Raw genomic sequence first — 24,989 nt, forward strand, 5'->3', positions numbered from 1 at the left:
TTTGTGAATTCAGGGCAAAAGAAAAAGAATATGAATATTAAAAATTTATACTGCACTTTAATAGTAATCTTCTCTTGCATTGTAAACGCAAATGCACAGGAAGTTTTAACTATTGAAGAAGCAATGAAAATCGCTCTTGAAAACAATTTTGAGATTAAAATTGCCAAGAACAATTCTACAATAAGCGAAACAAATGTTACTGTTGGAAACGCAGGAATACTTCCAAAAGCTACCGCTTCTATTGTTGATAATAATAGTGTTACAAACTCAACTCAGGTTCGTCAGGACGGAACTTCGACTACATTAAACAATGCTAAAAACAACAGTTTAACATACGGAGTTACTTTGGGCTGGACGGTTTTTGACGGAATGAGAATGTTCGCCAGATACGATCAGTTAAAAGAGCTTCAAAAGCTGGGCGATTCTGAATTAAAAAGAACAATTCTGTTAAAAATTGGTCAGGTAAATTCAGCTTATTATGATTTGGTGCAGCAACAACAGCAATTATCTGCTCTAGATACTACAATTGTAATATCTAAACAAAGATTAGAATTAGCACAAAACCGTTTTACAATTGGGAAAGCGTCAAAATTAGAAGTTTTAAATGCTCAGGTTGACTTAAACTCAGATCAGGTTGCTTTATTGAGACAAAAAGAATCGTATGCCAATGCCAAAATATTATTGAACCAATATTTAGCGCGCGATCCTAAAATTAATTTTACTGTTGTTGATGAAGTTACGGTTGATGATAAGCTGGTTTTGGCTGATTTATTAGATTTGGCTCAAAAACAAAATCCGGCATTAGAATCTCAAATCATCAATAAACGTATTGCCGAATTACAACTAAAACAAGTAAAAGCAAATCGATATCCAACTGTAAATTTAACTTCGGGCTACAATTTTGCCGAAAGCCAGTCGAGTTTAGGATTTACAAGTGAAAATTCATCAAAAGGTTTTACGTACGGTTTTAACGCTTCGATGAATATATTCGACGGTTTAAATCAGCATAGAAATGAAAAAGTTGCCAAACTGCAGATCGAGAATTCTCAAATTGCAATCGAGCAGCAAAACCTGATTTTAAATACACAGTTAAGTACAGCATTTCAAACGTATTTAACTAATTTAGAATTAATTGATCTGGAAGAAAATAACGAAGCCATTGCCAAACAAAATTTAGAAATTACGCTGGATAAATTTAGAATTGGAACTATCACAACTATCGATTTTAGAACGGCACAGCTTAATTATGTCAATGCAAAAGTTCGTTACAGCAACGCTCAATTTGAAGCAAAATTATCTGAAATTGCATTAAAAGAATTGGCAGGAAATATTAATTTTTAAACTAAATTTGTTTAAAAACAAACTTTAAATGATCTCATATAATACCAAAAACTGGTTTACATTTATATTCCATTTTCATAAATCAGATACCGTAAGAAAGTTATTTCCAATAATAATTGCAATCGGGATTTATGCCGCTACAGTGGGGTATCTTGAAATTCATTACTTTAAAGTTACTAAAAACGATTACATTCATAATATTCCTATTATGCACGGAATGCTGGGGTTTGTAATTTCCTTATTGCTGGTTTTTAGAACCAATACGGCTTATGACCGCTGGTGGGAAGGGCGTAAACTTTGGGGCGGACTTGTCAATAACAGTCGTAATTTTGCCATTAAACTTTCTGCTATTTTAAAAGATGAAAATGACAAAAAGTTTTTTAGAAAATACATTCCCATGTATGCTGATGTTCTGCATAAACATTTAAAAGATGAAGAAACCAGCAAAATGCTGTTTGAAGATGTTGATTTAGAGTTAGATAATCATAAACATAAACCCAATCAGTTAAAAAGAATTATGTATCATAAAATCAATGATTTGTATGATGCAGGAAAAATTTCAGGCGACCAACTCATTACAATAAATGATGAACTGGTTGCTTTTACTGATATCTGTGGTGCCTGCGAACGCATTAAAAACACGCCTATTCCCTACTCTTACAGTGCATTTATTAAGAAATTCATTTTCTTTTACACTATGACACTTCCCTTCGGATATTCTGTAAGTTTAGGTTATTTCGTGGCTCCGGTTGTCGTTTTTATATTTTATGTTTTAGCCAGTTTAGAACTTATCGCCGAAGAAATTGAAGATCCGTTTGGAGATGATGAAAATGATCTTCCAACCAAAAAGATTTCAGAAAATATCAAGAAACATATCGAAGAGCTGATTTAATAAAACGTTAAAGCATAATTTTCTAAACATATTTTTATTAAATTTAGAGTTTACCACTTCAAAATTTAATGGCAATGGAAAATCAACGTGTTTTAATAAATCCGCCTCATTTATCTAATGAAAAATCTTTAAAAACACTTGTTGAAAATAGGAGCGTTTATACGCTTAATCAATGCGAATTAAATCTTTTTGAAACTTACGAATCTTCTAATCTTGTACCTCTTAAATTCAATGATTTTGTGGTAACAAGTATGCTTCGTGGTAAAAAAATAATGCATCTTTTTGATGAACCTGCTTTTGATTATCTTCCGGGCGAAACTGTGGTTGTTCCGTCTAATATTGAAATGAAAATTGATTTTCCAGAAGCATCAAAAGAAAATCCAACTCAATGTCTGGCTTTAGCAATAGACAACACAAAAATTAATGAAACATTAAACTTTTTAAACGAACGATATCCAAAAGAAAATAGTGATGTTTACTGGCAGTTAAACTACCATAATTATTTCTTTTACAATAATGTCGATCTTGCTGCCACAATAAATAAACTCATAAAAGAATGCATGAGTACTTCTATTACAAAAGATGTTTTGGCTGATTTAACTTTGCAGGAGCTGTTAATTCGAATTATCCAGACTCAAACCGCTAAATCTATTGATGACGGAATTGTAATTCAAACCAACAATCCAATTTATGAAGTAACGGAGTTTATAAAACTTAATTTAAAAGAAAATATAAATTTAAAAATACTAAGTGAAAAAGCCTGTATGAGCACAACATCATTCTATCGCTTTTTTAAAAGAGAATTAGGCATGAGCCCAATTGAATATGTTTTAAATGAAAAGATAAAGCACGCCAAGAAACTGCTTAAAAATCCGGGAATTCAAATAAATGAAGTCTGTTATTTATCAGGTTTTGAAGATGCTAATTACTTTATCCGTTTGTTTAAAAAGCATGAAGGAATTACGCCAAAACAATATCAGCTGTTGTATGTTAATTAAGATTCTAAGATAATGAGAAGCTTATATGCTAAGTTTTTATACTTTTTTTTGTTCTCCTTAAAAAACTTAAAAAAAATCCCCGATTTTGAAATTTTCAAAATCGGGGATTTTTTATCTGGAAATTCTAAATTAACTTTTTATCCAGTTAATAACCTCAGGATCTGTTGGTAAAGTTTTTGGCTTAATTACTTTAACCAATTCTCCTTTTTCATTAATTAAATATTTTTGAAAATTCCATTCTACTTCAGAATCCTGTAAACCATTTTTAGATTTCTGTGTCAGGAATTTATAAACATCACACATATCATCTCCTTTTACAGAAACTTTGTTCATCATAGGAAAAGTTACACCATAATTCTGCTGGCAGAAAGTTTCGATTTCTTTATTAGTTCCTGGTTCCTGAGATGCAAAATTGTTTGCAGGAAAACCTACAATTACAAATCCCTTATCTTTGTACTCTTTGTAAATAGCTTCAAGATCTTTGTATTGAGGCGTTAAGCCGCATTTTGAAGCCGTGTTTACAATCATAACTTTTTTACCTTTTAAAGACGCAAAATCAAAAGTGTCTCCTGATAAATCTTCAACCTTAAACTGATAAATTGTTTCTTTTGTCATAGTCTTATCTGATTTAGATAATTTATTCTTGCTTGTTTGAGCCTGAGCTTGCGCGCCTAGAAAAAAGAACGCACTGCAAGCTATAAATAGTATTTTTTTCATTGTTTAATTTTTTATAAAATTAATTAAAATCTCTTCTGAAAGTTGACTGCAAACTCTTTATTTTTATTAATTATAAGTTAAAAAATTGAAGCCTGGCGTTAATCAGACGCCAGGCTTCCCCCCATACAAACAAATCAAACCATGAATTAATATTGTCTCTTCTATATTTTAAATTATAGTTGATGCTCCGGTTATGTTGAAAAATTATTCTAAATCTAAATCACACAAATTCAATTTATTTATGGCGTTTATGAGTGGAAAATTTCTTCGTTCGACAGCGTGTAACTTAATTTATATAACTTTCAGTTGGAAGTCCGGAGACATCAACTATTCAATATCTTTAACTTTACTCTAAAACTTTAAACCTGATTCAATATTAAGTTGTGTAATTTCTTTTATAAAATCGGCTTTGCTAAAACTTATAAATGACAAAACTGCTGTTAAGCCCACAATTAATATTTTTACCTTTTCTATTTGAGTCATAAAATATCTTTTTCAAAAAATTATTTGAACATTCAAATACTTCATTTTCATTTATAATGTTATATACGTAATGAGTTTGCTTTTGGTTTTAAAAAAGTAAAAAAAATTGCACTTTTTTTATACTTTTCACTTAAACCCTTGGTTTTCTTAAGTTTTTGACTACTAAAAAAAATATTATTTTTCACAAAAAAATAAATATCTTTATATCAGGTTATAAAATAGTGTACTATAAATTTTTGTTTAAGCTTTAAATCCAAATCTATGAGTCAAGAAGAATTGTTAGTTTTAATTTACAAGAAAGACGAAAGAGCTTTTACCCATTTGTACGATATGTACTCTAAAAGTTTATTTTCTGTCATAAATGTTCTCATTAAAAATCGAGAAGAAGCCGAAGATGTTTTGCAGGAAGTTTTTGTAAAAATCTGGAAAAATATCGATTCTTATAATGAAAGTAAAGGCCGATTTTATACCTGGATCCTTAATATAGCTAGGAATACGTCGATCGACAAGCTTCGATCTAAAAATTTTAATAACAGTCAAAAAAACCTTTCCTCAGATAATTTCGTAAATCTGTTAGATGACAGTAATAAATTAATTAATAGAATTGATACAATAGGTATTCAGGAGTTTGTAAAAAAACTAAAACCAAAATGTATTGAAATAATTGATTTATTATTTTTTAAAGGATATACCCAGCAAGAAGCTTCAGAAGAATTGGCAATGCCGCTGGGAACTATCAAAACTCAAAACAGAAACTGTATTAACGATTTAAGAAATTATTTAAAAATATAATGGAAGCACAAGAATATATAGACTCAGGAATTCTAGAACTTTATGTTTACGGTTTATTAACCGAGAAGGAGAATCTGGAAATAGCCGAACTGGCTAAAACTAACAAAGAAGTAGATCAGGAAATTGTTGCAATCGAAAAAGCTATTGTGGCTTTATCATCTAGTTTTTCACCTTTCTGCTCTGTTGAAAATTTCGAAAAAATTAAAGCTCGTTTAGAACTTAAACATGGCAGAGTAGTCGATTTAAAACCGGCGGCACCAACATCAAACTGGACACAATATGTGGGCTGGGCAGCTGCCGTATTATTATTGCTTGGTTTTGGATACCAGACTTTAGAATTAACAAAATCTAAACAGGCGATTTCTGAAGTTGGAGGCGCAAAAAATAAAATTGAAAGAGAATATGCTTTTTTAGATCAGCAGCATAAACAAACTGAGAAAAACTTAAGCATTGTTAGAGATATTAAAAACACAGGTGTAACGCTTGGAGGTCAGGCTGTTTCGCCAACATCTTTTGCAAAAGTATATTGGAACCAGCAGACAAAAACAACTTATATTGACGCTGCAGGTTTACCAACGCCGCCAAAAGGAATGGTTTATCAGGTTTGGTCTTTAAAACTGAGCCCGGTTCTTACACCAACAAGCATTGGTTTACTGGATAATTTTGAAGGAAACTCTCAAAAAATCTTTGCTGTAAGCCAAACCGATTCTGCTGAGGCATTTGGAATTACACTCGAGCCGGCCGGCGGTAGTCCAACTCCAACAATGGAACAACTATATACTTTAGGAAAAGTTTAAAAACAAACTTATTATAAATTATAAGCGCATATTAATTAATTTTAATGTGCGTTTTTTTTATCCATTAAAAATCAACATCATGAACGGAACTTTACTCTTGAGAATTGCCACAGCCGTTATCCTGCTTACACATTCGGTTTTTGGAATGTTTAACGGCGGTATTAATGATTTTGGAAATTTGTATTTAAATCAAATTGGTTTTGCTCCTTTTGGCGTCTTTTTGGCCTGGTCTATTAAACTATCGCATATTATAGCTGCCATTTTACTGCTTATAAACAAATATGTAAAACCAGCAGGCTTTATTACCATTTTTATATTGATAATGGGAATCGCTTTAGTTCATTTTCAGGAAGGATGGTTTGTTGTGGGTGGCGGCAGAAACGGTGTAGAATATAACTTTCTGTTAATTTGTGTTTTACTTGCTATTATGTATCCAAATGGGTTTTATAAAAATAAATCAGAATAGGTTATGGAAATAATTTGTAAAAACTGCAATAATAAGTTTACCGGAAAATATTGTAACAATTGCGGTCAAACTGCAGATACACATCCAATTACAACCTCGTATTTATGGCATGATATAGAACATAGTCTGCTGCATTTCGACAGAGGAATTATTCACTCTTTCAGAGAATTGTTTACAAGACCCGGACATAGTGTTAGAGAATTTATTGAAGGAAAACGTGTTAAGCATTTTAAACCGCTTTCCTTAGTTGTTGTTACAGCTTCTCTTTATGCCTTTTTATATCATTATTTTGATATTAACATTTTTCAGAATGTAGACAAAAATCCAGATGTTGATTTGAGTGATTTTAAAAAATGGACAACTGATCATTTTTCGTGGTTTACTATTCTAACCATCCCAATTTATACCATTGGAACTTATGTATGCTTTAGAAAACAAGGATACAATTTTGTCGAGTATTTTGTACTCAATACTTTTAAAGCCTCGCAAAGGCTTTTGATTCAAATCACGGCATTTCCGTTTTTGTACTATTATAACGGAACGCCAAAAATCAACACTGTTTTAAATGTTGTATATGTGATGGGATTAATTTTAATTTTTTGGACTAATATTCAATTTTTTAATAAAATACCAAGAATTAAAGTAATATTGCTATCGGTCTTGAGCCATATTATTTTTCTGATTTGTTTTATGGTATTATTAATTCTATTTTTTACATTGACAGGAAAGATATAAATAGAATTTGAATTATTATTTTTATGACACAAACTCCATCTGCTTTTTAAAGAAATTAATTAAATATTCGTCAATTTCAAGGAATCTATATTTACAGGATAGTCAAATCCATATGCAACTCGACGTACTGAATAATTTAACAGAAAGTATACAGAATGAAGTGGACAGAATTTTTCAACTTTATTTTGTAAAATTAAAATATCTAATTCTCTTGTATTTATCTGTATACAACAAAAAAATAAGTTTTTTTCTTTCCTTTTTTTAATGATTAATAAGGCAGTTATAATACTATACAATGAGTTTCAATTTGTCGTATAAACCTTTTTGTCCGGCAGCAGTTATAATTACTGCTCTTGAGTTTTCAATTCTTCTAATCCAGTTTAATTCAAACATTTTATTTAAAAATGCTGCCGCTAATGAACCTGAAAAATGATGTTTCCGTTCGCTCCAGTCCAGGCAGGGTTTTGCAAAAGCTCTTCTTTGCTTTTTCAAAATAGCAAGATCAATTCCAAAATCAGCAAAAAACTGTTCTCCTTTCTCTGTTACTAAAAATGTTTTATTTTCGGGTAAAATATGTTTTTCCGAAATTAGTTTCTGGGTAATCTCTACACCTATTTTGCCTGCTAAATGATCATAACAAGTTCTGCAATATTTAATTCCAGAATTATTATCCGTTACCTTTTGCTGTTTTTCTTTAGGAACCAAATTTGCAATGCCTTCAATCACATTTGCAATTTCTTCATTTAATAATCTATAATATTTATGTCTTCCCTGACTTTCAACAGTTAATAAATCTGCACCAAGCAATTTAGATAAATGTATACTGATATTTTGTGGAGATGTTTCTACAATATTAGCCAGTTCAATGGCTGTATAAGCCCTGTTATCGAGTAATGTCCATAATATTACAGATCGTATAGGATCTCCTATTATAGTACTTATTCTGCTGATTTCATTATTCATATTCAGGTAATCATAGTTAAGTTTCTATTTAAGTTTCAAAGGTAATCCTATTTTAATTTTGCGAAAAAACAAAATGAAAAAAGTAATAATTTTACCCCTGTTTTTGTTCTTTGTTTCTACAATAAATGCGCAAAAGAAAGTAACAATTTCAGATTCTAAAAAAACTAATTCTATGGAAACTTTAAAAATTCAAAGCCATATTCCTGAGCTTAAACTGGTAATTAATCATCTTGTTTCACAAAATACTTCAAACGATTATCCTGTTCTTTTTCTTCATGGCTCATCATTTCCATCTGCTCTTTCTTTTGGCTTTGTAATGAATAACACATCGTGGATGAAAAATTTATCTGAAAACGGATTTGATGTATATGCTCTTGATTTTCTTGGTTATGGTAATTCTGACCGATATCCTGAAATGAAAAAATCTTCCAATAAAATTGTTGGACGAGCTGCTGAAGCTTCCTTAGATGTAGAAAAAGCAGTTGATTTTATTTTAAAACAAACGGGAAAAAATAAGATTTATTTAATTGGTCATTCCTGGGGTGGCTCTGTTGCTGCATTATCTGCATCTGTAATGCAGGACAAAGTTGAAAAATTAGTTTTGTTTGCTGCAATTACAGCTAGAAATGAAAATTCTGAATATGAAAAAATAAATACCGCATTTGAAGAAATGACACCGGCACAACGCATTGATGCAATGAAAAACTTAACACCCCTTGGAAAAGAATGCAGATTAGAACCTGAAATATTCGAAAACTGGGGCGAAAGCTGGAAAAAAAGCGATCCTTTAATTGCAGATTCAAAAAACGCTGCTGTTCGATTTCCATCCGGACCTTCAATGGATGTTGAAGACTTATTACATAACAATTCGTATTATGACCCTAAAAAAATTACAGCAAAAACAATGGTTATAAGAGGCGAATGGGATCAATATCCAAACAATAATGATGCTGAAAATTTATTTATTTCTTTAGAAAATGCAGCATCAAAAAAATATGTTGTTATTGAAAAAGGCACGCACGTTATGCACTTAGAAAAAAGCCGAAATGAATTATATAATGAAACTTTACATTTTTTGAAAGACGTTAAAAACACTTTTGTAAATAATGAACATGACATTGCCGTAATTTTTGAAGTGATTCCGGATGCCGATTATAAACAAAATTATCTTGATATTGCCTCTGTCCTTAAACCCGAATTAGAAAAAATTGAGGGATTTGTTTCTATCGAAAGATTTCAAAGTATATATAATCCGGAAAAAATGTTGTCTTTATCATTCTGGAAAAATGAACAAGCAATTGAAAAATGGCGTAATCTTGAAAGCCACAGAAATGCACAATCAAAAGGCCGAAGTTTTATTTTTAAAGACTATCATTTACGAATAGCAAATGTAGTGAGAGATTACGGAATGTTTGATCGCAAAGAAGCGCCTAGCGATAGTAAAAGAGTAAATAAGTAATATAAAAAAAGGTCCAAAACTATAAAGTTGGACCTTTTCTATTTTAAAACTAAGTATTACTTATTTTTTACTTTTATAATATTTGTGATATTTTGGATACGTTACTGCACCAATTAATGCAATTGTTCCTAGACAATAGTAGATCCAGTTTAAAGAATGTGCTTCTCCGCTTGCATAAGAGTGTAAACCTACTAAGTGAAAGTTTACCCCATAATAAGTAAACAAAATTGAAACAAAGGCAAACATACTCATTAAATTGAAGAACCATTTTCCTCGTAATGCCGGAACAAAACGAGCGTGGATTACAAAAGCATAAACCATAATTGAAATTAAGGCCCATGTTTCTTTTGGATCCCAGCCCCAGTAACGTCCCCAGCTTTCGTTTGCCCATTGTCCTCCAAGGAAATTACCAATTGTAAGCATGATTAAACCAATAGTAAGAGCCATTTCATTGATATACGAGATTTCTTTTACATGAAGATCCATCTTCTTTTTGTTATTTTCATTAGTAAAGAAAATCAATACCAAAGCAACAAAACCTAAAATCATTCCAAGTGCAAATGGTCCATAACTTGCTACAATTACTGCCACGTGAATCATTAACCAGTATGAATTAAGAACCGGCTGTAAGTTTGCAATTTCAGGGTCGATCCAGTTCATATAAGCGGCCATTAAAATCATTGCAGTTACGAAGGCAGATGAAGCAACGGTAAGTTTTGATTTTTTATCGAATGCTAAACCAAAAAACATGGTTGCCCAGGCAACATAAACAATAGATTCGTAAGCATTACTCCACGGAGCATGTCCGGAAATATACCAACGGGCTATTAATCCCAGAGTATGAAGGACAAACAATAATCCAACAATAATATGGAAAGCATTTACGGTAATGCGAAGCCATTTTTTTTCAAAAAAGATATTTACGATTGTAAAAATCAGCATTAAAATTGAAGCTGTAATATACCAATATGGCAATACTTTAAAAACGTCATATTTGTTATACGCAATCTCCGCATCTATTTTTTGTTCACTCGGACGCACTTTTGCTCCAAATTTCTTTTGGAAACCATTGATGCTCTCTACCAGATTATCTGCCGTGTCCCAGTTTTTAGAAATTGAAGCATTATTTAAAGCACTAAAATATAAAGGCAGAATTTGATTTACGTAAGTAGAATCCATTCCTACAAAACCTTTGTGCTCACGTTCTAAATACGAAACCCATCTATTATTAGGGTCATTCGGGATTGGGAAGATTTTTAAAATACTTCCGCTCAATGCCGATTCCATTAAGTTTACTTTTTTATCTGTTTCAACAAAATCTTTCTCAAAATTATTTGGATTTGCTGCCTTGTAAGCTGCATCTAAATAAGGTGATAATTTATAATTTCCCTGCTCGTCAAAGAATTTTACAAACGGGGCATATTGATCTTTCGAATCAATTCCAATAATTTTACGAATACTATCGTTTCCAGATTTAATGTAAATTAATGGAACCTGAATCCAAACCTGAGCATATTGCGTCATAGATAAGAAAACCTGATCAGAATTCATTCCGTTGTACTTATCACTGTGGCTTACTTTACGAAGTAATTCAGATGAAAACGTATTAATTGGCTTCATTCTTCCTCCGGCATCCTGAATAATCAAACGACCAAATTTTGCTGCGTGAGATTCCGGAGCTTTATAGATAGTAAGTAACGAATCTATTTGTTTTTTACTTGGTGCAGCCGTTACATGATTTGCATGATCGTTTGGGTCTGCAGTATGATTATGTTCGTGTTCATGAACATGACCCGGCGTATGAACGTGTGGTGCTTCCTGAGCGAAACCATTCAAACCTATTAATAAAATGAAAATAGAAATTAATTTTTCTTTTTTCTTTTGAATACTATCTAATTTCTTTTTCAAATCTCCAAAACGAGAATGTTTCGTAAACATAATAGCCATTAATCCAATGTATAGTAGAAAATACCCTAAATAAGTAATATTAGTTCCCCAAAAATCATGATTTACGGATAAAACTGTTCCTTTTTCATCCGGATCAAATGAAGATTGAAAGAAACGATATCCTTTGTGATCTAAAACGTGATTCATAAAAATATCAGCATCAAAAGTTTCATCAGAATCCTGAACCGTTACTTTACTTTTAAAAGCAGAATAACTTTTTTCTGTTCCTGGATATTTATCAGCAATAAAATCATTTAAGCGAATTTTAAAAGGTAAAACATACGCTTTACTTCCAAAAAATATAGAATATTCTTTATTGCCAATTTTAACTGTTTTTGGTTCTCCAATACTTCCTTTAGAGCCCATAACCATTACTTCTTTCTCTTGGCCTTCAGCTTTTATTTTTACAACTAAAGCATCTGAATGTGATTTTGCTTTGAAATCATTATTTGATTCATAATCAACTTTCCCTTTCATTGGCGGTTCAGGAAAAACTATACGAATATCACCAATACTGTATAGTGAACGCATCATTAAAGGCTGTACATCGTCTTTGGTTACTTTTCCTTTAAACTGATCTGCCATTCGCATAAATTCACCTTCAAAAGGAGTTTGAATAGTATATTCTTTTCCAGTTGTGTTAATGTTAATTGCACCGTCTGTTGGCTTATTTAAAGCAAATAAAACATTGTGAATATTTTGAACTTCTCCCTCTTTCAGGTAATGTTCTTCACGTCCGCCTGCTCCTGCTTCAACTAATTTAAGGTACAAAATTCCGTTTGGATCTTCTTTTACAACTTCTTTTGCTCCCATTATGTATTTTGAATACGTAACTTCAAAAGGAGTTTCGTCGAATTTTCCTGAAATTGTAAAATCATTATTAGTAACCGGAGAAAGTAAAAGGCTTTTTTCAAAAACTCTACGTTTCATTTCTCCTTTATATTCACCGTCTACAAAAACGGTTAGGAAAGTTTTGTCTGAGTAAATTTGGTTTTCTGCCGCTCCTTCGCGAATTGGCATCATTCCTTCATAACTAATATAACGAGTAATAAAAGCACCTAAAATGATAAAAACAAATGCCAAATGAAGTAAAAGAGTGGCCCATTTTTCTTTCTTCAGCAATTGATAACGCTTAATATTTCCGAAGAAATTAATCACAAACACAAGCATTATCGCTTCAAACCACCATGTATTATAAATTAAAATTCTGGCTGTATCGGTATTGTATTTACTTTCGATAAAAGTTCCAACACCCATTGCAATTGCGAATGTTATAAAAAGAACGGCCATTAATCGTGTAGAAAACAAAAAAGAGAATATTTTTTTATCCATTTCTTAGGGATTACATTGTATAAAAGTGCCACAAAAGTACTCAAAAATGTTGATTCTAAGTATCGCTAATTTGTTAATAAAAACCAAATAATAGTATTGAATTACGGCCCGCAGATTAGACAGATCAAACATATATTTCTTCTATCAGAATTTAAACTTTGTTATTTATAAGCAATTAAAACAGTAAGTAGATAGAAATCAGATTAATCTGCTCAATCTGCAACCAAACTTTCCTGTTACTATTTTCTTTAGAAAAAATAATGTTAATTTTGCTTTCATGATTCAACTTACAATAATTGGTTCCGGAAATGTGGCACAGCATTTAATAAAAGCATTTTCTACAAGTTCTCTTGTTGAAATTGTTCAGGCATTTTCGAGAAAAAAAGAAGCATTAATTCATCTTCTTGAACCAGAGAAAATTGTAACTGAATTTTCTGCTTTAAAAAAATCTGATTTATACATTATTTCGGTTTCAGACAATGCAATTCCTGAAGTTTCCAGTCAGCTGCCTTTTGAAAACCAATTAGTTGTTCATACATCCGGAACAACTTCTATTGATGTATTAGATTCTAAAAACAGAAAAGGCGTTTTTTATCCGCTGCAGACATTTTCAAAAAATAAAGCCGTTGATTTTTCAGTAATTCCAATTTGTTTAGAATCTGAAAATGAAGAAGATTATGAAATTTTAGAAACTGCAGCAAAAAGTATTTCGAATGCTGTTTTTTCTATTAGTTCAGAACAAAGAAAAGCACTTCATGTTGCCGCTGTTTTTGTAAATAACTTTACCAATCATTTATATCAAATTGGTCAGGAAATATGTGAAGAACATCAGGTTCCTTTTGAAGTTTTAAGACCTTTAATTCAGGAAACTGCCGAAAAAATTAAAACTTTAGATCCAGTTGATGCACAAACCGGACCGGCAAAACGCCATGATTCTGTTACAACAAATGCACATTTGGATTTTATTACCAATGAAAATCAAAAAAATATCTATAAAATACTAACACAATCTATACAAGATAATGGCAAAAAGTTATAAAGAAATGATGAACGACATTACAACATTTATTTTTGATGTTGATGGCGTACTTACAGACAGTTCTGTTTTTGTAACCACAGAAGGAGAAATTCTTCGTACAATGAACATTCGCGACGGTTATGCGATGAAAGCGGCCGTAGAAAGCGGTTATCATGTCTGCATTATTTCTGGCGGAAGCAACGAAGGCGTACGCGTAAGACTTCGCAATTTAGGAATTACAGACATTCATTTAGGAACGCCTGATAAAGTAAAAACATTTAAAGAATATACAGAAGCCAATAATATTAAACCGGAACAGGTTTTATATATGGGAGACGATATTCCGGATTATCACGTAATGAAATTAGTAGGATTACCAGCTTCTCCGCAAGATGCCGTTCCTGAAATTAAAAATATCTGCCGCTACATTTCTCATGTAAAAGGCGGAAGAGGCGCCGCACGTGACGTTATAGAGCAAGTAATGAAAGTGCAGGGAAAATGGATGGAATATTTTAATGGACAACACGATTAAGTAATGTTAGATTTCTGATTTTAGATTAAAAAACATAAAACATTAGCCCCTTTACAACTCAGAGCCTTAGAAATGAAATACCTAAAACTAATTCGATATAAAAATTTACTAATGCTTGCTTTTATGCAGGTTTTGTTTCGTTATGCCTTTTTAAAACAGCAGGATATTCCTTTGGCTTTAGCCGACTGGCAGTACGGACTTTTAGTTTTAAGTACCGTTTTATTAGCCGCAGCCGGTTATGTGGTTAACAATATTTTTGATGTACCTACAGACAGCATCAATAAACCGCAGGACGTCGTTATTGGAAAAGGAATTTCAGAAACCAGAGCCTATAATATTTATATTGGACTAAATATTACTGGAGTTGCATTAGGATTTTATCTTTCAAATGTCATAATGAGACCTATGTTTGCTTCCCTTTTTATTTTCATAGCGTCACTTCTTTATTTTTATGCCACTAACCTAAAACAGATTATGATTCTGGGAAATTTTGTGGTGGCTTTACTCCTTGCTATAAGCGTTTTAATTATTGGTGTTTTTGATTTATTTCCTGCCACTACTTCTGAAAATCAGGCTCAAATGGCAAGTTTATTTTCAATATTAGTCGATTATGCGCTTTTTGCTTTTATGATCAATTTTGTGCGCGAAATTGTAAAAGACATTGAAGATATGGACGGCGATTACAATCAGGGAATGAACACACTGCCAATTGCTATTGGAAAAACAAGAGCAACCAAAATTGCTTTGGGATTTGCTGTAATTCCGTTTATTTTATCATTGCTTTACATCAATAAATACTTCTTCCAAAATAATCTGATAATCGTTACGTTTTATACGTTTGTTTTTGTTTTAGCTCCGTTATTATATTTTATTGTGAAGATATTCAGCGCTAAGACAAAAAAAGATTTTCACCATTTAAGTACCGTTTTAAAATTGATTTTATTCTTCGGGATTTTATCCATTTTAGTCATCAGCTTAAACCACCAGTACAATGCTTAAAGAAAAACTTAAAAAATATAAAATCATTCTGGCTTCTGGATCACCACGCCGACAGCAGTTTTTTAAAGATTTAGATCTTGATTTCGAAATTCGCTTAAAAGATGTAGAAGAAATCTATCCGCCAGAATTAAAAGCAGTTGAAATAACCGATTTTCTTGCAGAACTAAAAGCAAATGCTTTTGAAGGCGAGCTTAAAGAAAATGAATTATTGGTAACAAGCGATACAATTGTATGGCATAAGAATAAAGCTCTGGGAAAACCTAAAAGTGCTGAGGAAGCTTTTGAAATGATTAAATCAATGTCGAACACAACTCATGAAGTAATCACATCGGTTTGTTTTAAAACCAATACTGCTTCTACCCTTTTGCATGATATTACAAAAGTTACTTTCAAAGATTTATCAGATGAAAGTATTTTATACTATATCGAAAACTATAAACCTTACGATAAAGCTGGTGCTTATGGCATTCAGGAATGGTTTGGTTTTATGGCAGTTACAAAAGTAGAAGGCTCTTATACTAATGTTATGGGACTTCCAACAGCCAAAGTTTACGAATATTTGACTACATTAGTGTAAAATTTTATTTATGTTTTATGTTAAAGAGTATAGCCGCGAAATAATAGCAACTATTGTTCTTATTGCAATTTTGATCGTATTACGAATGGTAATCGCAAAATTGGTAAGACGTTTTGCTTCTACAAGCCAATTGTTTGAACATCGTACCAATTTAGTAATCAAGTATATTAATATTCTAATGAATATTCTGGTTACAACCAGTTTAATCGTAATCTGGGGAGTTCAGACAGAAGATATTTTTATTACCATTTCTTCTATTGCAACGGTAATTGGAGTTGCTATGTTTGCACAATGGTCTATTTTGAGCAATGTTACTTCTGGAATGATTTTGTTTTTTTCATTTCCTTTTAGAATTGGCGATACCATAAAAATTCATGATAAAGATTTTCCTATTGAAGCCGAAATTGTAGACATTAATACCTTTCACGTAAGTCTTCGAACAAAGGAAGGCGAAAAGATTATTTTTCCAAATAACCTCCTTTTGCAAAAAGGAATTTCAATAATGCCTTCACATTACGAAGAGAAAGAATTTTTTGACTAATTTTTGAATGGGAATTTTATAACGCCGGAAAAAAAAGCTGGAACAGAAAAAGGCAAATAAAGTATAATATTTGTTTTATAAATCCAGTTTAATTCTAAAAAAAAATGAATCGGCCTATAACTCTACCTTTTTATGCAAAACTATCTTTTATACTTGTTACTTTAATTTGTTTTGCTTTTATTTTTTGCACAGGAAAAGATATCCTGACACCAGTTTTACTAGCTTTTTTGTTTGCTGTATTACTGCTTCCGGTTTTTACTTTTTTAAATACTAAATTTAAATTTCCCAGACATCTGGCAGCAATAGTATGTCTCGTTATTTTTCTCTCTTTTATTGTTGGAATCTTGATTTTCATTTCCTATCAAGTCACCTATATGGCCAATGATTTTGATACAATAAAGAAAAATGCAAATTCATTTATTATCGAAATTCATAAATTTATTAGAGAGAACTTTCAGGTAAGTATTGGAGATCAAAAAAAATACTTGGATTCTGTTACAAAAGATTCTGTTAAAACAGGTCAGGCAAAACTCGGATCATTTATAATATCGGTAAGTGATGTTCTGTTAGACAGTATGATTATTATTGTGTATACCTTTCTATTTTTAATTTACAAAGAACATTTCAAGTTGTTTTTAGCTAAGCTGATTAAAAAAGAAAATCACCCCGCGTTAATGGATATACTTTCCCAGATTAAAGTTTCCATAAATAACTACATCGTAAGTTTAATCATAGAAATGATTGTAGTTGCCGTATTAACAAGTTTAGGATTGTGGATTATCGGGATTAAATACTTCATATTATTGGGATTAATAACGGGTATATTAAACCTTATTCCGTATATCGGAATTACAATTGCCGGAATTATTACAGTTTTGGCTTCATTAACCGGATCGGGAGAAATTTCAGTTATTCTTGGAATTTTGATTGTAAACATTATTGTTCAGTTTATTGATAATAACCTGCTTGTGCCGCTTATCATAAATTCAAAAGTAGAAATCAATGCCTTTGTATCGATTATGGGAATAATTGTGGGCGGAGCTGCGGCCGGAATTTCAGGAATGTTCCTTGCCATTCCGCTTTTAGCAATTCTAAAAATTATTTTTGACCGAATTGAATCTCTCGAACCCTGGGGATATTTAATGGGCAATCATGTGCCGAGAAAATTTGCATGGAGAGTCCGCAGAACCAAAACTCAGGAATAAATAATCCGCTGATTTAAGAATTATTTATGTTATTTATCTTAAATTCATAGAATAATCAGCCTTAAAATAAAGTTTTAAATCTATCTGAATGTTACTAAATAAAAAAATAATTGTTTTTATTTCCTTATGCTTTTGTTTTCAAAGCATTTGCGCTCAGACAGATAAAACAAAAAAAGAAAATCCTCCTAAAAAAGATTCAACAGAAATTTATACTAAAATTAAAAACTATTCTAAAAAAAACAAGTTTACACAAACGCTTCATAAACTGCTTTTTAGAACCAAAAGACCGAAAAAAAAGGAAATCATTATACCTACAGATTCTCAAAATTATGAAGGTAAAATTATCCGTAACATTAATATCGTGACGCTCGATCCGTTTGGATATTCTATTACAGATACTGCGGCAAAACCCAAAAACTGGGGAGAACGCACCGGAAACAGACTTCACTTAAAAACAAAAAAAATTGCCATTTACAATCTTCTTTTATTTAAAAGAAACAGCGTTTATGATACTTATAAAGTTCAGGAATCTGAACGTTTAATTCGTGCCCAGCGATATGTTACAGCCGTTAGAATTACAAACGAACTGGCAAGTCCGGCATCAGATTCTGTAGATGTTACCATCAGGGTTTTAGATTCATGGAGTACAATTCCGAGGTTTTCAATATCCAGCAGCAGAGTTTCTGTAGGATTTAAAGAAAAAGATTTCTTTGGATCTGGCCAGCAGCTCGAATATCGTTTTACTAACCGTTTTGACGATGGTGCAAATGGTAACGATATTACATATACCGTACCGAATATCAAAAATACTTATATCTCTACCATACTTCATTATAATATGGATTTAGATAATAATTATACCAAAAGCATTGATATTGAAAGAGATTTCTATTCTCCGTTAACTAAATGGGCAGGCGGTGTTTTTGTGGGACAGAATTTTAGAAAAGATACACTACAGGCGCCAGACCAATCATTTGCTTTTCAAACTTTTAAAAATAACTTTCAGGATGTATGGGTAGGAAAAGCCACAAAAGTTTATGAAGACGATAATGAAGCGATTACCAACTTAATTACTTCTGCCCGATTTTTAAATCTCGATTACACCGAATCGCCGGATTCATTATATGATCCTACTCATTTCTATTCAGACGAAAAACTTCTTTTAATGGGAGTTGGTCTTAACCGTCGTAAATTTATTAAAGACAGCTATATTTTTAGAAACGGACAAATTGAAGACGTCCCGATTGGAAGAATCTACGGAGTTACATTTGGATATCAGTACAAAAATCAAATGTGGCGGCCTTATGCCGGAGCGCAGTTTTCTTTTGGAAATTACTATCGTTTAGGCTTCTTGAGTATGAATTTTGAAGCCGGAACATTTTTCCATGACTCAAAAACATATCAAACATCATATTTATTTGAAGCCAATTATTTCACCAAATTATATAGTATAGGAAATTGGAAAATAAGACAATTCGTAAACCCTAAAGTAGTTATTGGGGCAAATCACGAAAATATTATAGGCGACCAGCTTAACGTAAATGAACAAAATGGTCTGGCCGGATTTAGAACCGCATTATACGGAACGAGTAAAACCGTTTTATCACTGCAAACGCAGACTTATTCTCCGTATGCATTGTGGGGTTTTCGTTTAAATCCATTTTTTAATTATTCAATAGCATTTTTAGGAAATCCAAACAGTGCTATGTTCGACAGTAAATCGTATTCAAAAATTACTTTGGGATTATTAATAAGTAATGACTATTTAGTATTTAGTTCATTTCAGCTGTCACTGTCATATTATCCAAGTATTCCGCTTCAGGGAGACAACGTCTACAAAACCAATACTTTTGAAACTACAGATTATGGATTACAGACTTTTGAGCTTGCAAAACCAAGAATCGTCGAGTATAAATAATCAAAAAATATTTGATTCTTTTTTCATTATTTATTTCTTTTTAAAAGTCTCTAAAAATCAATATTTTACCAATAAACAATCCTTTTTTTACTCGTTAAAACACATATTTTTCTCGACGAAATGCAATTGTTTTTTATTTTTGGCACGGTATATGAAAATCTCTAAACAAGATTAACAATTAAATTCAAGAAAAGATGAAAACAATAAAAATAGCAATCGCCGGATTATTTCTTTTGGTTGCAAATGCCGCACAAGCTCAGGTATCGGTTAATGTTAACATAGGAACACCTCCAGCTTGGGGACCTGCAGGATATTCTGAAATGGAATATTACTACCTGCCAGATATTGAAGCTTATTATGATGTACGCGCCGCACAATTCATCTATTTTGGAAGAGGAAAATGGGTTAGAACAACTTATTTGCCAAGACAATACAGAAATTATGATTTATACGGAGGATATAAAGTAGTTTTAACAGATTACCATGGAAGAACTCCTTATACTTATTTTGACCGTCATAAAGTAAAATATTACAGAGGATACCACGGCCCAGCACAAAGACCTTACAAACCAAGACCGGTTTACGGATATAATGGTCCTCGTCATGAGCACAGACATTACGATAAACACGATAAACATCACGGAAAACATGACAGACACGATCATGACCATGATGATCACAGAGGTCCTGGAAGAAGATAATACTAAATTAACTGATTTTACTAGAAAAGAGAGTATCAAAATTACTGATACTCTCTTTTTTTTAATTATTTTTTTCATAACTTTAGTTAAAACAGTGCATTATTCACATAAATCACCTAACTCAATGATTTTAAGTGATTTATTAACAAAATTATCTTGTTTTTTTAGATTTATAACATACATTTGCAGCGAATTTCAAAATCCAAAAAACACAATTATGAAAAAGAATGTCTATTTATTTTCATTTTTAGCATTATCATTGCTAATTTCCTGCGATAACAGTGATGATAACAAAAACGACAACCAATCATTAAACGGTATTACTATTAATTCTGATCAAAACACTTTAAATCAAAGGCTTGATTACACAAATTCAGGAGTAATTTCAGTTGAAAATGGTTCTTTAACAGGCAAAACGGCCGAAAACACAGTTACAAGTTTTCCTTTAGTTCAAATTGCTGAAGTAAAACCACCGGTAGATGCTAACGGAAAAACATTGCAGGCAAGCCATGTTACCGTAAATGGAAATTATGCTTACGTTTCATATATCACAAGAGGCGATGTATATTCTGGAGCCATCGATGTTATTGATGTTACAGATCCTTACAAACCAAAATTGGTTACATCTGCTTTAATTCCAAATACAGATATTACTTCACTTACATACGCTAACGGAAACCTTATTATTGGTGCTGCAAAAGATGTAGACAAAGATCCGTTACTTGGTAATAATCCGGCTATCGTTTTTAATATGCCGTTAAGCTCAGGTTTACTTACCAATAACTTAACTACAAATTATTTAGAAAGCAGAGTAACTACAGATGTTGCAGCTAATGCTTCTAACTATTTTGCTGTAACTGGAGACAACGGAAGTTTATTTAAACTAAGCACTTCAACAAAAGCAATTACAGGAAAAACTGCTATGGCAGATTTACGTTCAATTGCTCTAACAAGCGACAAAGTAGTAACTTTAAGCGGTACCAAAGGAGTTAACATTTACAACCAGTCTACACTGGCTTTACAAAAAAGCTTTACAACATCAACAGATATCAGCGGTGCAAAAAGAACAATGGATATTGACGGAACAAAACTTTTAGTTTCTCAAGGTGCAGCAGGTCTTGGTGTTTACGACATCAACAGCGGCGCTAAATTGCAGACTATTTCAATTCCAACTGCAGGAGAAGATAATGTTACCAATGCGGTTTCTGTAAATGACGGTTATGCATTTCTTGCAAATGGAGCCTTAGGTCTTAATGTTTACCAATCTGGAACAACAAACCTTACTGCATTAGGTTCTGTAGGAATCGCAGGGTCATCAAACTATGTAAAATCAAGCGGAAACTATATTTATGTTGCCAGCGGAACAGGTGGTTTGAAAATCATTAAAATGGAAAAACCAAACACAACTTTTGCAAACTGCATTAGTTATGGATTATACAATCAGGGTAAAGATTTAATTTTAAATTCAAATGAAACTAAATCTTATCAGGGAGCAACTTCAATCAATTCTATCATTGTAAATTCCGGAGCAACATTAACACATTGCGGTGCTATTTCAGTTTTAAGCAATTTGACTTTAAACAGCGGCGGTACTTTTAGTATGAGAGGAAGTTTATCTCAGGGTAAATATCAGCAGTCTAACCCAACAGAACTTATCATTAATGATAATGCAGTATTGAACATTGAAGGTTCTGTAGCAATTTGGGGAGATTTAAGATTAAACAGCGGTGCTAAAATTAACTTTATTGGCAGTACTTCATCTATCACTATTTATGGTAAAGTTACAAAAGGAAGTAACGTTACAATTACAGGAAATTACGTAGATACTGAAAACAAATTAAAATAAGGATTATAAGCAGCTTAAACTGCTTATAACAACACAAATACTTGAAAGCTGTCAGATTATTTCTGGCAGCTTTTTTATTTTTATTCTTAAAAATAAGGTATAATTATTGTGCGTTAACATTTCATTTAAATAATCTTCCATAAAATAATTAGTATTTTTGGGACAATTTCAAAAAAACAACTAACTCTGCCATGCGAAAAATACAGGTTTTATTTCTTCTTCTATTTTTTATAGGTTTTCAATTTACGTTTGCACAACAGCCACAAAAACCAAATTCAGTTGAAATCTACAATCAAATCAAAAAATTAAATTTTTTAGGTTCAGTATTGTATCTGGCTGCACATCCTGATGACGAAAATACCCGTATGATATCGTATTTGGCAAACGAAATGAATGCCAGAACAGGTTATTTATCTTTAACCAGAGGCGACGGAGGACAAAACTTAATTGGCTCACAATTGCGTGAACTTCTTGGCGTTATACGAACTCAGGAATTAATTGAAGCCAGAAAAATAGACGGCGGAGAACAGTTTTTTTCAAGAGCCAATGATTTTGGCTTCTCAAAAAATCCAGATGAAACACTTCAAATCTGGGATAAAGATAAAGTCCTTGCAGATGTAGTCTGGACCATTAGAAATTTTCAGCCGGATATTATCATCAATCGTTTCGATCATCGTTCGCCGGGAACTACGCATGGACATCACACATCATCAGCCATGCTGAGTGTAGAAAGTTTTAAACTAACAAATGATCCTAAAATATATCCAGAACAACTTAAATATGTTGCGCCGTGGCAGGTAAAACGTCAGTTTTTTAATCCATCATGGTGGTTTTACGGAAGCCAGGAAAAATTTGATGCCGCAAACAAATCAAAATTTACCAAATTAGAAACAGGAGTTTATTACACAGGAACAGGAAAATCAAATCAGGAAATTGCTGCTTTAAGCCGAAGCCGACATCAGTCTCAAGGTTTTGGAAGCACCGGAGTTCGTGGTTTAGAAACCGAATATCTTGAACTTATTAACGGTGAAGCGCCAAAAGACCGCGACAATTTATTCGACGGAATCGACACAAGCTGGAATCGTGTAAAAAACGGAAAACCAATTGGTGATTTAATTACTCAGATTATCGAAAAATACAACTTCAATAATCCTTCTGCAAGTATTCCAGATTTGGTAAAAGCGTACTCTATGATTGAAGCTTTAGAAGATACACACTGGAAAAATGTAAAATCTGCAGCTATTAAAAATATTATTGCATCTTGCTCTGGTTTATATCTTGAAGCTGTTGCCAGCGAACAGGAAGCGACTCCGGGAAGCATTATAAAATTAAGTCTTGAAGCTATTAACAGATGTTCTGTTGAAATGCAATTGGCAAGTATTACAACATTGCCGGACAATAAAACAACGGTACAAAACAGTATTTTAAAAGACAATAACGATCAGAAAATCAATCTGCAAATACAGCTTCCAAATAATATTGAATATACGCAGCCGTATTGGTTAAAAGAAAAAGCAACAGTTGGCATGTATACCGTTTCAAATCAATTAAATGTTGGCGTTCCTGATATTATAAGAGAAGTAAAAGTGGTATTTAATGTAAAAATAAGCGGTGTCGAAATTCCGTTTGAGCGCACTGTTGTTTATAAATATAATGACGGAGTAAAAGGCGAAATGTATAATTTTCTGGATATAGTTCCAGAAGTTACAACTTCAATCTTAGAAAAAGTCCTTGTTTTTAGAGATACAAAAAGCAAAATGGTTCCGGTAAAAGTTAGAGCAGGAAAAGACGATGTAAAAGGAAATTTACAATTAGAACTTCCAAAAAGCTGGAGCGTTTCACCAAAACAAATTCCGTTTGCTTTAGACAAAAAAGGAACCGAACAAATCTTTTATTTTGAAGTTACACCGCCGGTAAATCCGGAAGAAGTAACCGTAAAAAGCATTGCAATTTCAGATAATAAACGTTTTGACAGAGATCAGACAATCATCGATTTTAATCACATCACAAAACAAATGGTATTAAAACCGGCTGAATCTAAATGCATTAGAATTGATTTAAAAACTTCCGGCGATGCTATTGCCTATATTATGGGTGCAGGCGACGAAGTTCCTGAAAGTTTAACCCAAATGGGATACAAAGTTTCTATTTTAAAACCAGAAGAAATCACTCCTGAAAAACTAGATTCTTTCAGCACTGTTATTACCGGAATCCGTGCTTACAACACCGTAAATGCTTTGGCTAACAAACAGAATATTTTATTCAACTTTGTAAAAAGCGGGAAAAATATGATTGTGCAATATAATACAAACGGGAAATTAGTGACCGATAAAATCGCACCTTATCCGTTAAAATTATCAAACGATCGTGTAACCGAAGAAAATGCAAAAGTTACTTTTCTGGCGCCAAATCATCCGGTTTTAAACACGCCAAATAAAATTACAGAAAAAGATTTTCAAGGCTGGACACAAGAACAAGGTTTATATTATCCAGACGAATTTGATCCTGCCTTTACTCCTATTATTTCATCACATGATAAAGGAGAATCTGCAAAAAAAGGTGCGCTTTTAGTAGCACCATACGGAAAAGGATATTACATCTATACAGGTTTAAGTTTCTTTAGAGAATTACCAGAAGGTGTTACAGGAGCATACAAATTGCTTTCCAATATCATTTCATTAAAACAGCCAATTGAAGCTCCAAAACAAGAAATTAAGCAATAAAAATCGC

Annotated in this window: 22 protein-coding genes; 18 read left to right on the forward strand and 4 right to left on the reverse strand. The window is 32.2% G+C overall.

The annotated features are described in order from the left end of the window. Nucleotides 1-30: 30 nt before the first annotated feature. The 3 genes from ABD859_RS01710 to ABD859_RS01720 all read left to right on the forward strand — a co-directional run bounded on the left by ABD859_RS01710 (nucleotide 31) and on the right by ABD859_RS01720 (nucleotide 3,231). Nucleotides 31-1,341 (forward strand): TolC family protein, encoded by a 1,311-nt coding sequence (locus ABD859_RS01710; protein ID WP_345139389.1) that lies wholly within the window; start codon nucleotides 31-33, stop codon nucleotides 1,339-1,341. Between the two features lie 28 nt (nucleotides 1,342-1,369). Beyond that, on the forward strand, nucleotides 1,370-2,233 hold the full coding sequence (locus ABD859_RS01715; RefSeq protein WP_345139392.1) for a bestrophin family protein: 864 nt from the start codon (nucleotides 1,370-1,372) through the stop codon (nucleotides 2,231-2,233). A gap of 74 nt (nucleotides 2,234-2,307) precedes the next feature. After that, the gene (locus ABD859_RS01720) at nucleotides 2,308-3,231 is read left to right on the forward strand and encodes an AraC family transcriptional regulator (RefSeq protein WP_345139394.1); all 924 of its coding nucleotides are present in this window, start codon (nucleotides 2,308-2,310) and stop codon (nucleotides 3,229-3,231) included. A 129-nt stretch (nucleotides 3,232-3,360) separates the two neighbouring features. Here ABD859_RS01720 and ABD859_RS01725 read toward each other — a convergent pair whose 3' ends face one another. Together ABD859_RS01725 and ABD859_RS01730 are read right to left on the reverse strand one after the other, a co-directional pair. Then, nucleotides 3,361-3,948 (reverse strand): glutathione peroxidase, encoded by a 588-nt coding sequence (locus tag ABD859_RS01725; protein ID WP_345139397.1) that lies wholly within the window; start codon nucleotides 3,946-3,948, stop codon nucleotides 3,361-3,363. A 351-nt stretch (nucleotides 3,949-4,299) separates the two neighbouring features. Continuing rightward, nucleotides 4,300-4,431, reverse strand: coding sequence for a hypothetical protein (locus ABD859_RS01730; protein ID WP_345139400.1), 132 nt, complete (start codon nucleotides 4,429-4,431; stop codon nucleotides 4,300-4,302). A 261-nt stretch (nucleotides 4,432-4,692) separates the two neighbouring features. Here ABD859_RS01730 and ABD859_RS01735 point away from each other — a divergent pair, with 261 nt between their 5' ends. The 4 genes from ABD859_RS01735 (at nucleotide 4,693) to ABD859_RS01750 (ending at nucleotide 7,221) form a co-directional block, all read left to right on the forward strand. Then, nucleotides 4,693-5,223, forward strand: a complete 531-nt coding sequence (locus ABD859_RS01735; protein ID WP_345139403.1) for an RNA polymerase sigma factor — start codon at nucleotides 4,693-4,695, stop codon at nucleotides 5,221-5,223. Continuing rightward, a complete protein-coding gene (locus tag ABD859_RS01740; RefSeq protein ID WP_345139406.1) occupies nucleotides 5,223-6,020 on the forward strand; it encodes an anti-sigma factor in 798 nt (265 codons plus the stop codon). Before ABD859_RS01735 ends, ABD859_RS01740 begins: the two co-directional genes overlap by 1 nt. 79 nt (nucleotides 6,021-6,099) lie before the next feature. After that, on the forward strand, nucleotides 6,100-6,486 hold the full coding sequence (locus ABD859_RS01745) for a DoxX family protein (RefSeq protein WP_345139408.1): 387 nt from the start codon (nucleotides 6,100-6,102) through the stop codon (nucleotides 6,484-6,486). Between the two features lie 3 nt (nucleotides 6,487-6,489). Further along, on the forward strand, nucleotides 6,490-7,221 hold the full coding sequence (locus ABD859_RS01750; protein WP_345139410.1) for a DUF3667 domain-containing protein: 732 nt from the start codon (nucleotides 6,490-6,492) through the stop codon (nucleotides 7,219-7,221). Between the two features lie 288 nt (nucleotides 7,222-7,509). Here ABD859_RS01750 and ABD859_RS01755 read toward each other — a convergent pair whose 3' ends face one another. After that, complete coding sequence (locus tag ABD859_RS01755) at nucleotides 7,510-8,184, reverse strand: ArsR/SmtB family transcription factor (protein ID WP_345139413.1); 675 nt, start codon at nucleotides 8,182-8,184, stop codon at nucleotides 7,510-7,512. Between the two features lie 172 nt (nucleotides 8,185-8,356). Between ABD859_RS01755 and ABD859_RS01760 the strand changes: the two genes are divergently transcribed. Then, nucleotides 8,357-9,643 (forward strand): alpha/beta fold hydrolase, encoded by a 1,287-nt coding sequence (locus tag ABD859_RS01760; RefSeq protein WP_345139415.1) that lies wholly within the window; start codon nucleotides 8,357-8,359, stop codon nucleotides 9,641-9,643. Nucleotides 9,644-9,703: 60 nt separating this feature from the next. Here the strand turns inward: ABD859_RS01760 and ABD859_RS01765 are convergent, their stop codons facing one another. Continuing rightward, nucleotides 9,704-12,922, reverse strand: coding sequence for a cytochrome c biogenesis protein CcsA (locus ABD859_RS01765; protein ID WP_345139419.1), 3,219 nt, complete (start codon nucleotides 12,920-12,922; stop codon nucleotides 9,704-9,706). 277 nt (nucleotides 12,923-13,199) lie between these two features. Between ABD859_RS01765 and ABD859_RS01770 the strand changes: the two genes are divergently transcribed. The 10 genes from ABD859_RS01770 (at nucleotide 13,200) to ABD859_RS01815 (ending at nucleotide 24,982) form a co-directional block, all read left to right on the forward strand. Beyond that, on the forward strand, nucleotides 13,200-13,961 hold the full coding sequence (locus tag ABD859_RS01770; protein WP_345139422.1) for a Rossmann-like and DUF2520 domain-containing protein: 762 nt from the start codon (nucleotides 13,200-13,202) through the stop codon (nucleotides 13,959-13,961). Then, on the forward strand, nucleotides 13,945-14,472 hold the full coding sequence (locus tag ABD859_RS01775) for a KdsC family phosphatase (RefSeq protein ID WP_345139424.1): 528 nt from the start codon (nucleotides 13,945-13,947) through the stop codon (nucleotides 14,470-14,472). Before ABD859_RS01770 ends, ABD859_RS01775 begins: the two co-directional genes overlap by 17 nt. Before the next feature lie 72 nt (nucleotides 14,473-14,544). Next, nucleotides 14,545-15,471 carry a geranylgeranylglycerol-phosphate geranylgeranyltransferase gene (locus ABD859_RS01780; RefSeq protein ID WP_345139427.1) on the forward strand — a complete coding sequence of 309 codons (927 nt, stop codon included), beginning with the start codon at nucleotides 14,545-14,547 and terminating at the stop codon, nucleotides 15,469-15,471. Next, nucleotides 15,464-16,048: a Maf-like protein gene (locus tag ABD859_RS01785; protein WP_345139430.1), complete on the forward strand. Its 585-nt coding sequence runs from the start codon at nucleotides 15,464-15,466 to the stop codon at nucleotides 16,046-16,048. Before ABD859_RS01780 ends, ABD859_RS01785 begins: the two co-directional genes overlap by 8 nt. Nucleotides 16,049-16,058: 10 nt before the next feature. Continuing rightward, nucleotides 16,059-16,589 (forward strand): mechanosensitive ion channel domain-containing protein, encoded by a 531-nt coding sequence (locus ABD859_RS01790; protein ID WP_345139433.1) that lies wholly within the window; start codon nucleotides 16,059-16,061, stop codon nucleotides 16,587-16,589. Between the two features lie 104 nt (nucleotides 16,590-16,693). Continuing rightward, nucleotides 16,694-17,794, forward strand: coding sequence for an AI-2E family transporter (locus ABD859_RS01795; protein WP_345139435.1), 1,101 nt, complete (start codon nucleotides 16,694-16,696; stop codon nucleotides 17,792-17,794). Nucleotides 17,795-17,882: 88 nt separating this feature from the next. Further along, the gene (locus ABD859_RS01800; RefSeq protein ID WP_345139438.1) at nucleotides 17,883-19,712 is read left to right on the forward strand and encodes a BamA/TamA family outer membrane protein; all 1,830 of its coding nucleotides are present in this window, start codon (nucleotides 17,883-17,885) and stop codon (nucleotides 19,710-19,712) included. 194 nt (nucleotides 19,713-19,906) lie between these two features. Next, nucleotides 19,907-20,413 (forward strand): hypothetical protein, encoded by a 507-nt coding sequence (locus ABD859_RS01805; protein ID WP_345139440.1) that lies wholly within the window; start codon nucleotides 19,907-19,909, stop codon nucleotides 20,411-20,413. A gap of 217 nt (nucleotides 20,414-20,630) precedes the next feature. Continuing rightward, nucleotides 20,631-22,259 carry an LVIVD repeat-containing protein gene (locus tag ABD859_RS01810; protein ID WP_345139442.1) on the forward strand — a complete coding sequence of 543 codons (1,629 nt, stop codon included), beginning with the start codon at nucleotides 20,631-20,633 and terminating at the stop codon, nucleotides 22,257-22,259. Between the two features lie 191 nt (nucleotides 22,260-22,450). After that, entirely contained in the window at nucleotides 22,451-24,982 is a 2,532-nt protein-coding gene (locus ABD859_RS01815; protein WP_345139444.1) for a PIG-L family deacetylase, read from the forward strand. Nucleotides 24,983-24,989 lie beyond the last annotated feature (7 nt).

The organism is Flavobacterium ginsengiterrae, from assembly GCF_039539785.1.
Taxonomy (GTDB): Bacteria; Bacteroidota; Bacteroidia; order Flavobacteriales; family Flavobacteriaceae; genus Flavobacterium; species Flavobacterium ginsengiterrae.

What these genes read in the sequence shown, in the direction of transcription:
- ABD859_RS01810 (WP_345139442.1), top strand. Translation starts at nt 20,631, where the DNA reads ATGAAAAAGAATGTCTATTTATTTTCATTTTTAGCATTATCATTGCTA.
- ABD859_RS01730 (WP_345139400.1), bottom strand. Translation starts at nt 4,431, where the DNA reads ATGACTCAAATAGAAAAGGTAAAAATATTAATTGTGGGCTTAACAGCA.
- ABD859_RS01760 (WP_345139415.1), top strand. Translation starts at nt 8,357, where the DNA reads ATGGAAACTTTAAAAATTCAAAGCCATATTCCTGAGCTTAAACTGGTA.
- ABD859_RS01775 (WP_345139424.1), top strand. Translation starts at nt 13,945, where the DNA reads ATGGCAAAAAGTTATAAAGAAATGATGAACGACATTACAACATTTATT.
- ABD859_RS01755 (WP_345139413.1), bottom strand. Translation starts at nt 8,184, where the DNA reads ATGAATAATGAAATCAGCAGAATAAGTACTATAATAGGAGATCCTATA.
- ABD859_RS01720 (WP_345139394.1), top strand. Translation starts at nt 2,308, where the DNA reads ATGGAAAATCAACGTGTTTTAATAAATCCGCCTCATTTATCTAATGAA.
- ABD859_RS01745 (WP_345139408.1), top strand. Translation starts at nt 6,100, where the DNA reads ATGAACGGAACTTTACTCTTGAGAATTGCCACAGCCGTTATCCTGCTT.
- ABD859_RS01780 (WP_345139427.1), top strand. Translation starts at nt 14,545, where the DNA reads ATGAAATACCTAAAACTAATTCGATATAAAAATTTACTAATGCTTGCT.
- ABD859_RS01715 (WP_345139392.1), top strand. Translation starts at nt 1,370, where the DNA reads ATGATCTCATATAATACCAAAAACTGGTTTACATTTATATTCCATTTT.
- ABD859_RS01795 (WP_345139435.1), top strand. Translation starts at nt 16,694, where the DNA reads ATGAATCGGCCTATAACTCTACCTTTTTATGCAAAACTATCTTTTATA.
- ABD859_RS01735 (WP_345139403.1), top strand. Translation starts at nt 4,693, where the DNA reads ATGAGTCAAGAAGAATTGTTAGTTTTAATTTACAAGAAAGACGAAAGA.
- ABD859_RS01815 (WP_345139444.1), top strand. Translation starts at nt 22,451, where the DNA reads ATGCGAAAAATACAGGTTTTATTTCTTCTTCTATTTTTTATAGGTTTT.
- ABD859_RS01740 (WP_345139406.1), top strand. Translation starts at nt 5,223, where the DNA reads ATGGAAGCACAAGAATATATAGACTCAGGAATTCTAGAACTTTATGTT.
- ABD859_RS01725 (WP_345139397.1), bottom strand. Translation starts at nt 3,948, where the DNA reads ATGAAAAAAATACTATTTATAGCTTGCAGTGCGTTCTTTTTTCTAGGC.
- ABD859_RS01750 (WP_345139410.1), top strand. Translation starts at nt 6,490, where the DNA reads ATGGAAATAATTTGTAAAAACTGCAATAATAAGTTTACCGGAAAATAT.
- ABD859_RS01800 (WP_345139438.1), top strand. Translation starts at nt 17,883, where the DNA reads ATGTTACTAAATAAAAAAATAATTGTTTTTATTTCCTTATGCTTTTGT.
- ABD859_RS01790 (WP_345139433.1), top strand. Translation starts at nt 16,059, where the DNA reads ATGTTTTATGTTAAAGAGTATAGCCGCGAAATAATAGCAACTATTGTT.
- ABD859_RS01765 (WP_345139419.1), bottom strand. Translation starts at nt 12,922, where the DNA reads ATGGATAAAAAAATATTCTCTTTTTTGTTTTCTACACGATTAATGGCC.
- ABD859_RS01785 (WP_345139430.1), top strand. Translation starts at nt 15,464, where the DNA reads ATGCTTAAAGAAAAACTTAAAAAATATAAAATCATTCTGGCTTCTGGA.
- ABD859_RS01710 (WP_345139389.1), top strand. Translation starts at nt 31, where the DNA reads ATGAATATTAAAAATTTATACTGCACTTTAATAGTAATCTTCTCTTGC.
- ABD859_RS01770 (WP_345139422.1), top strand. Translation starts at nt 13,200, where the DNA reads ATGATTCAACTTACAATAATTGGTTCCGGAAATGTGGCACAGCATTTA.
- ABD859_RS01805 (WP_345139440.1), top strand. Translation starts at nt 19,907, where the DNA reads ATGAAAACAATAAAAATAGCAATCGCCGGATTATTTCTTTTGGTTGCA.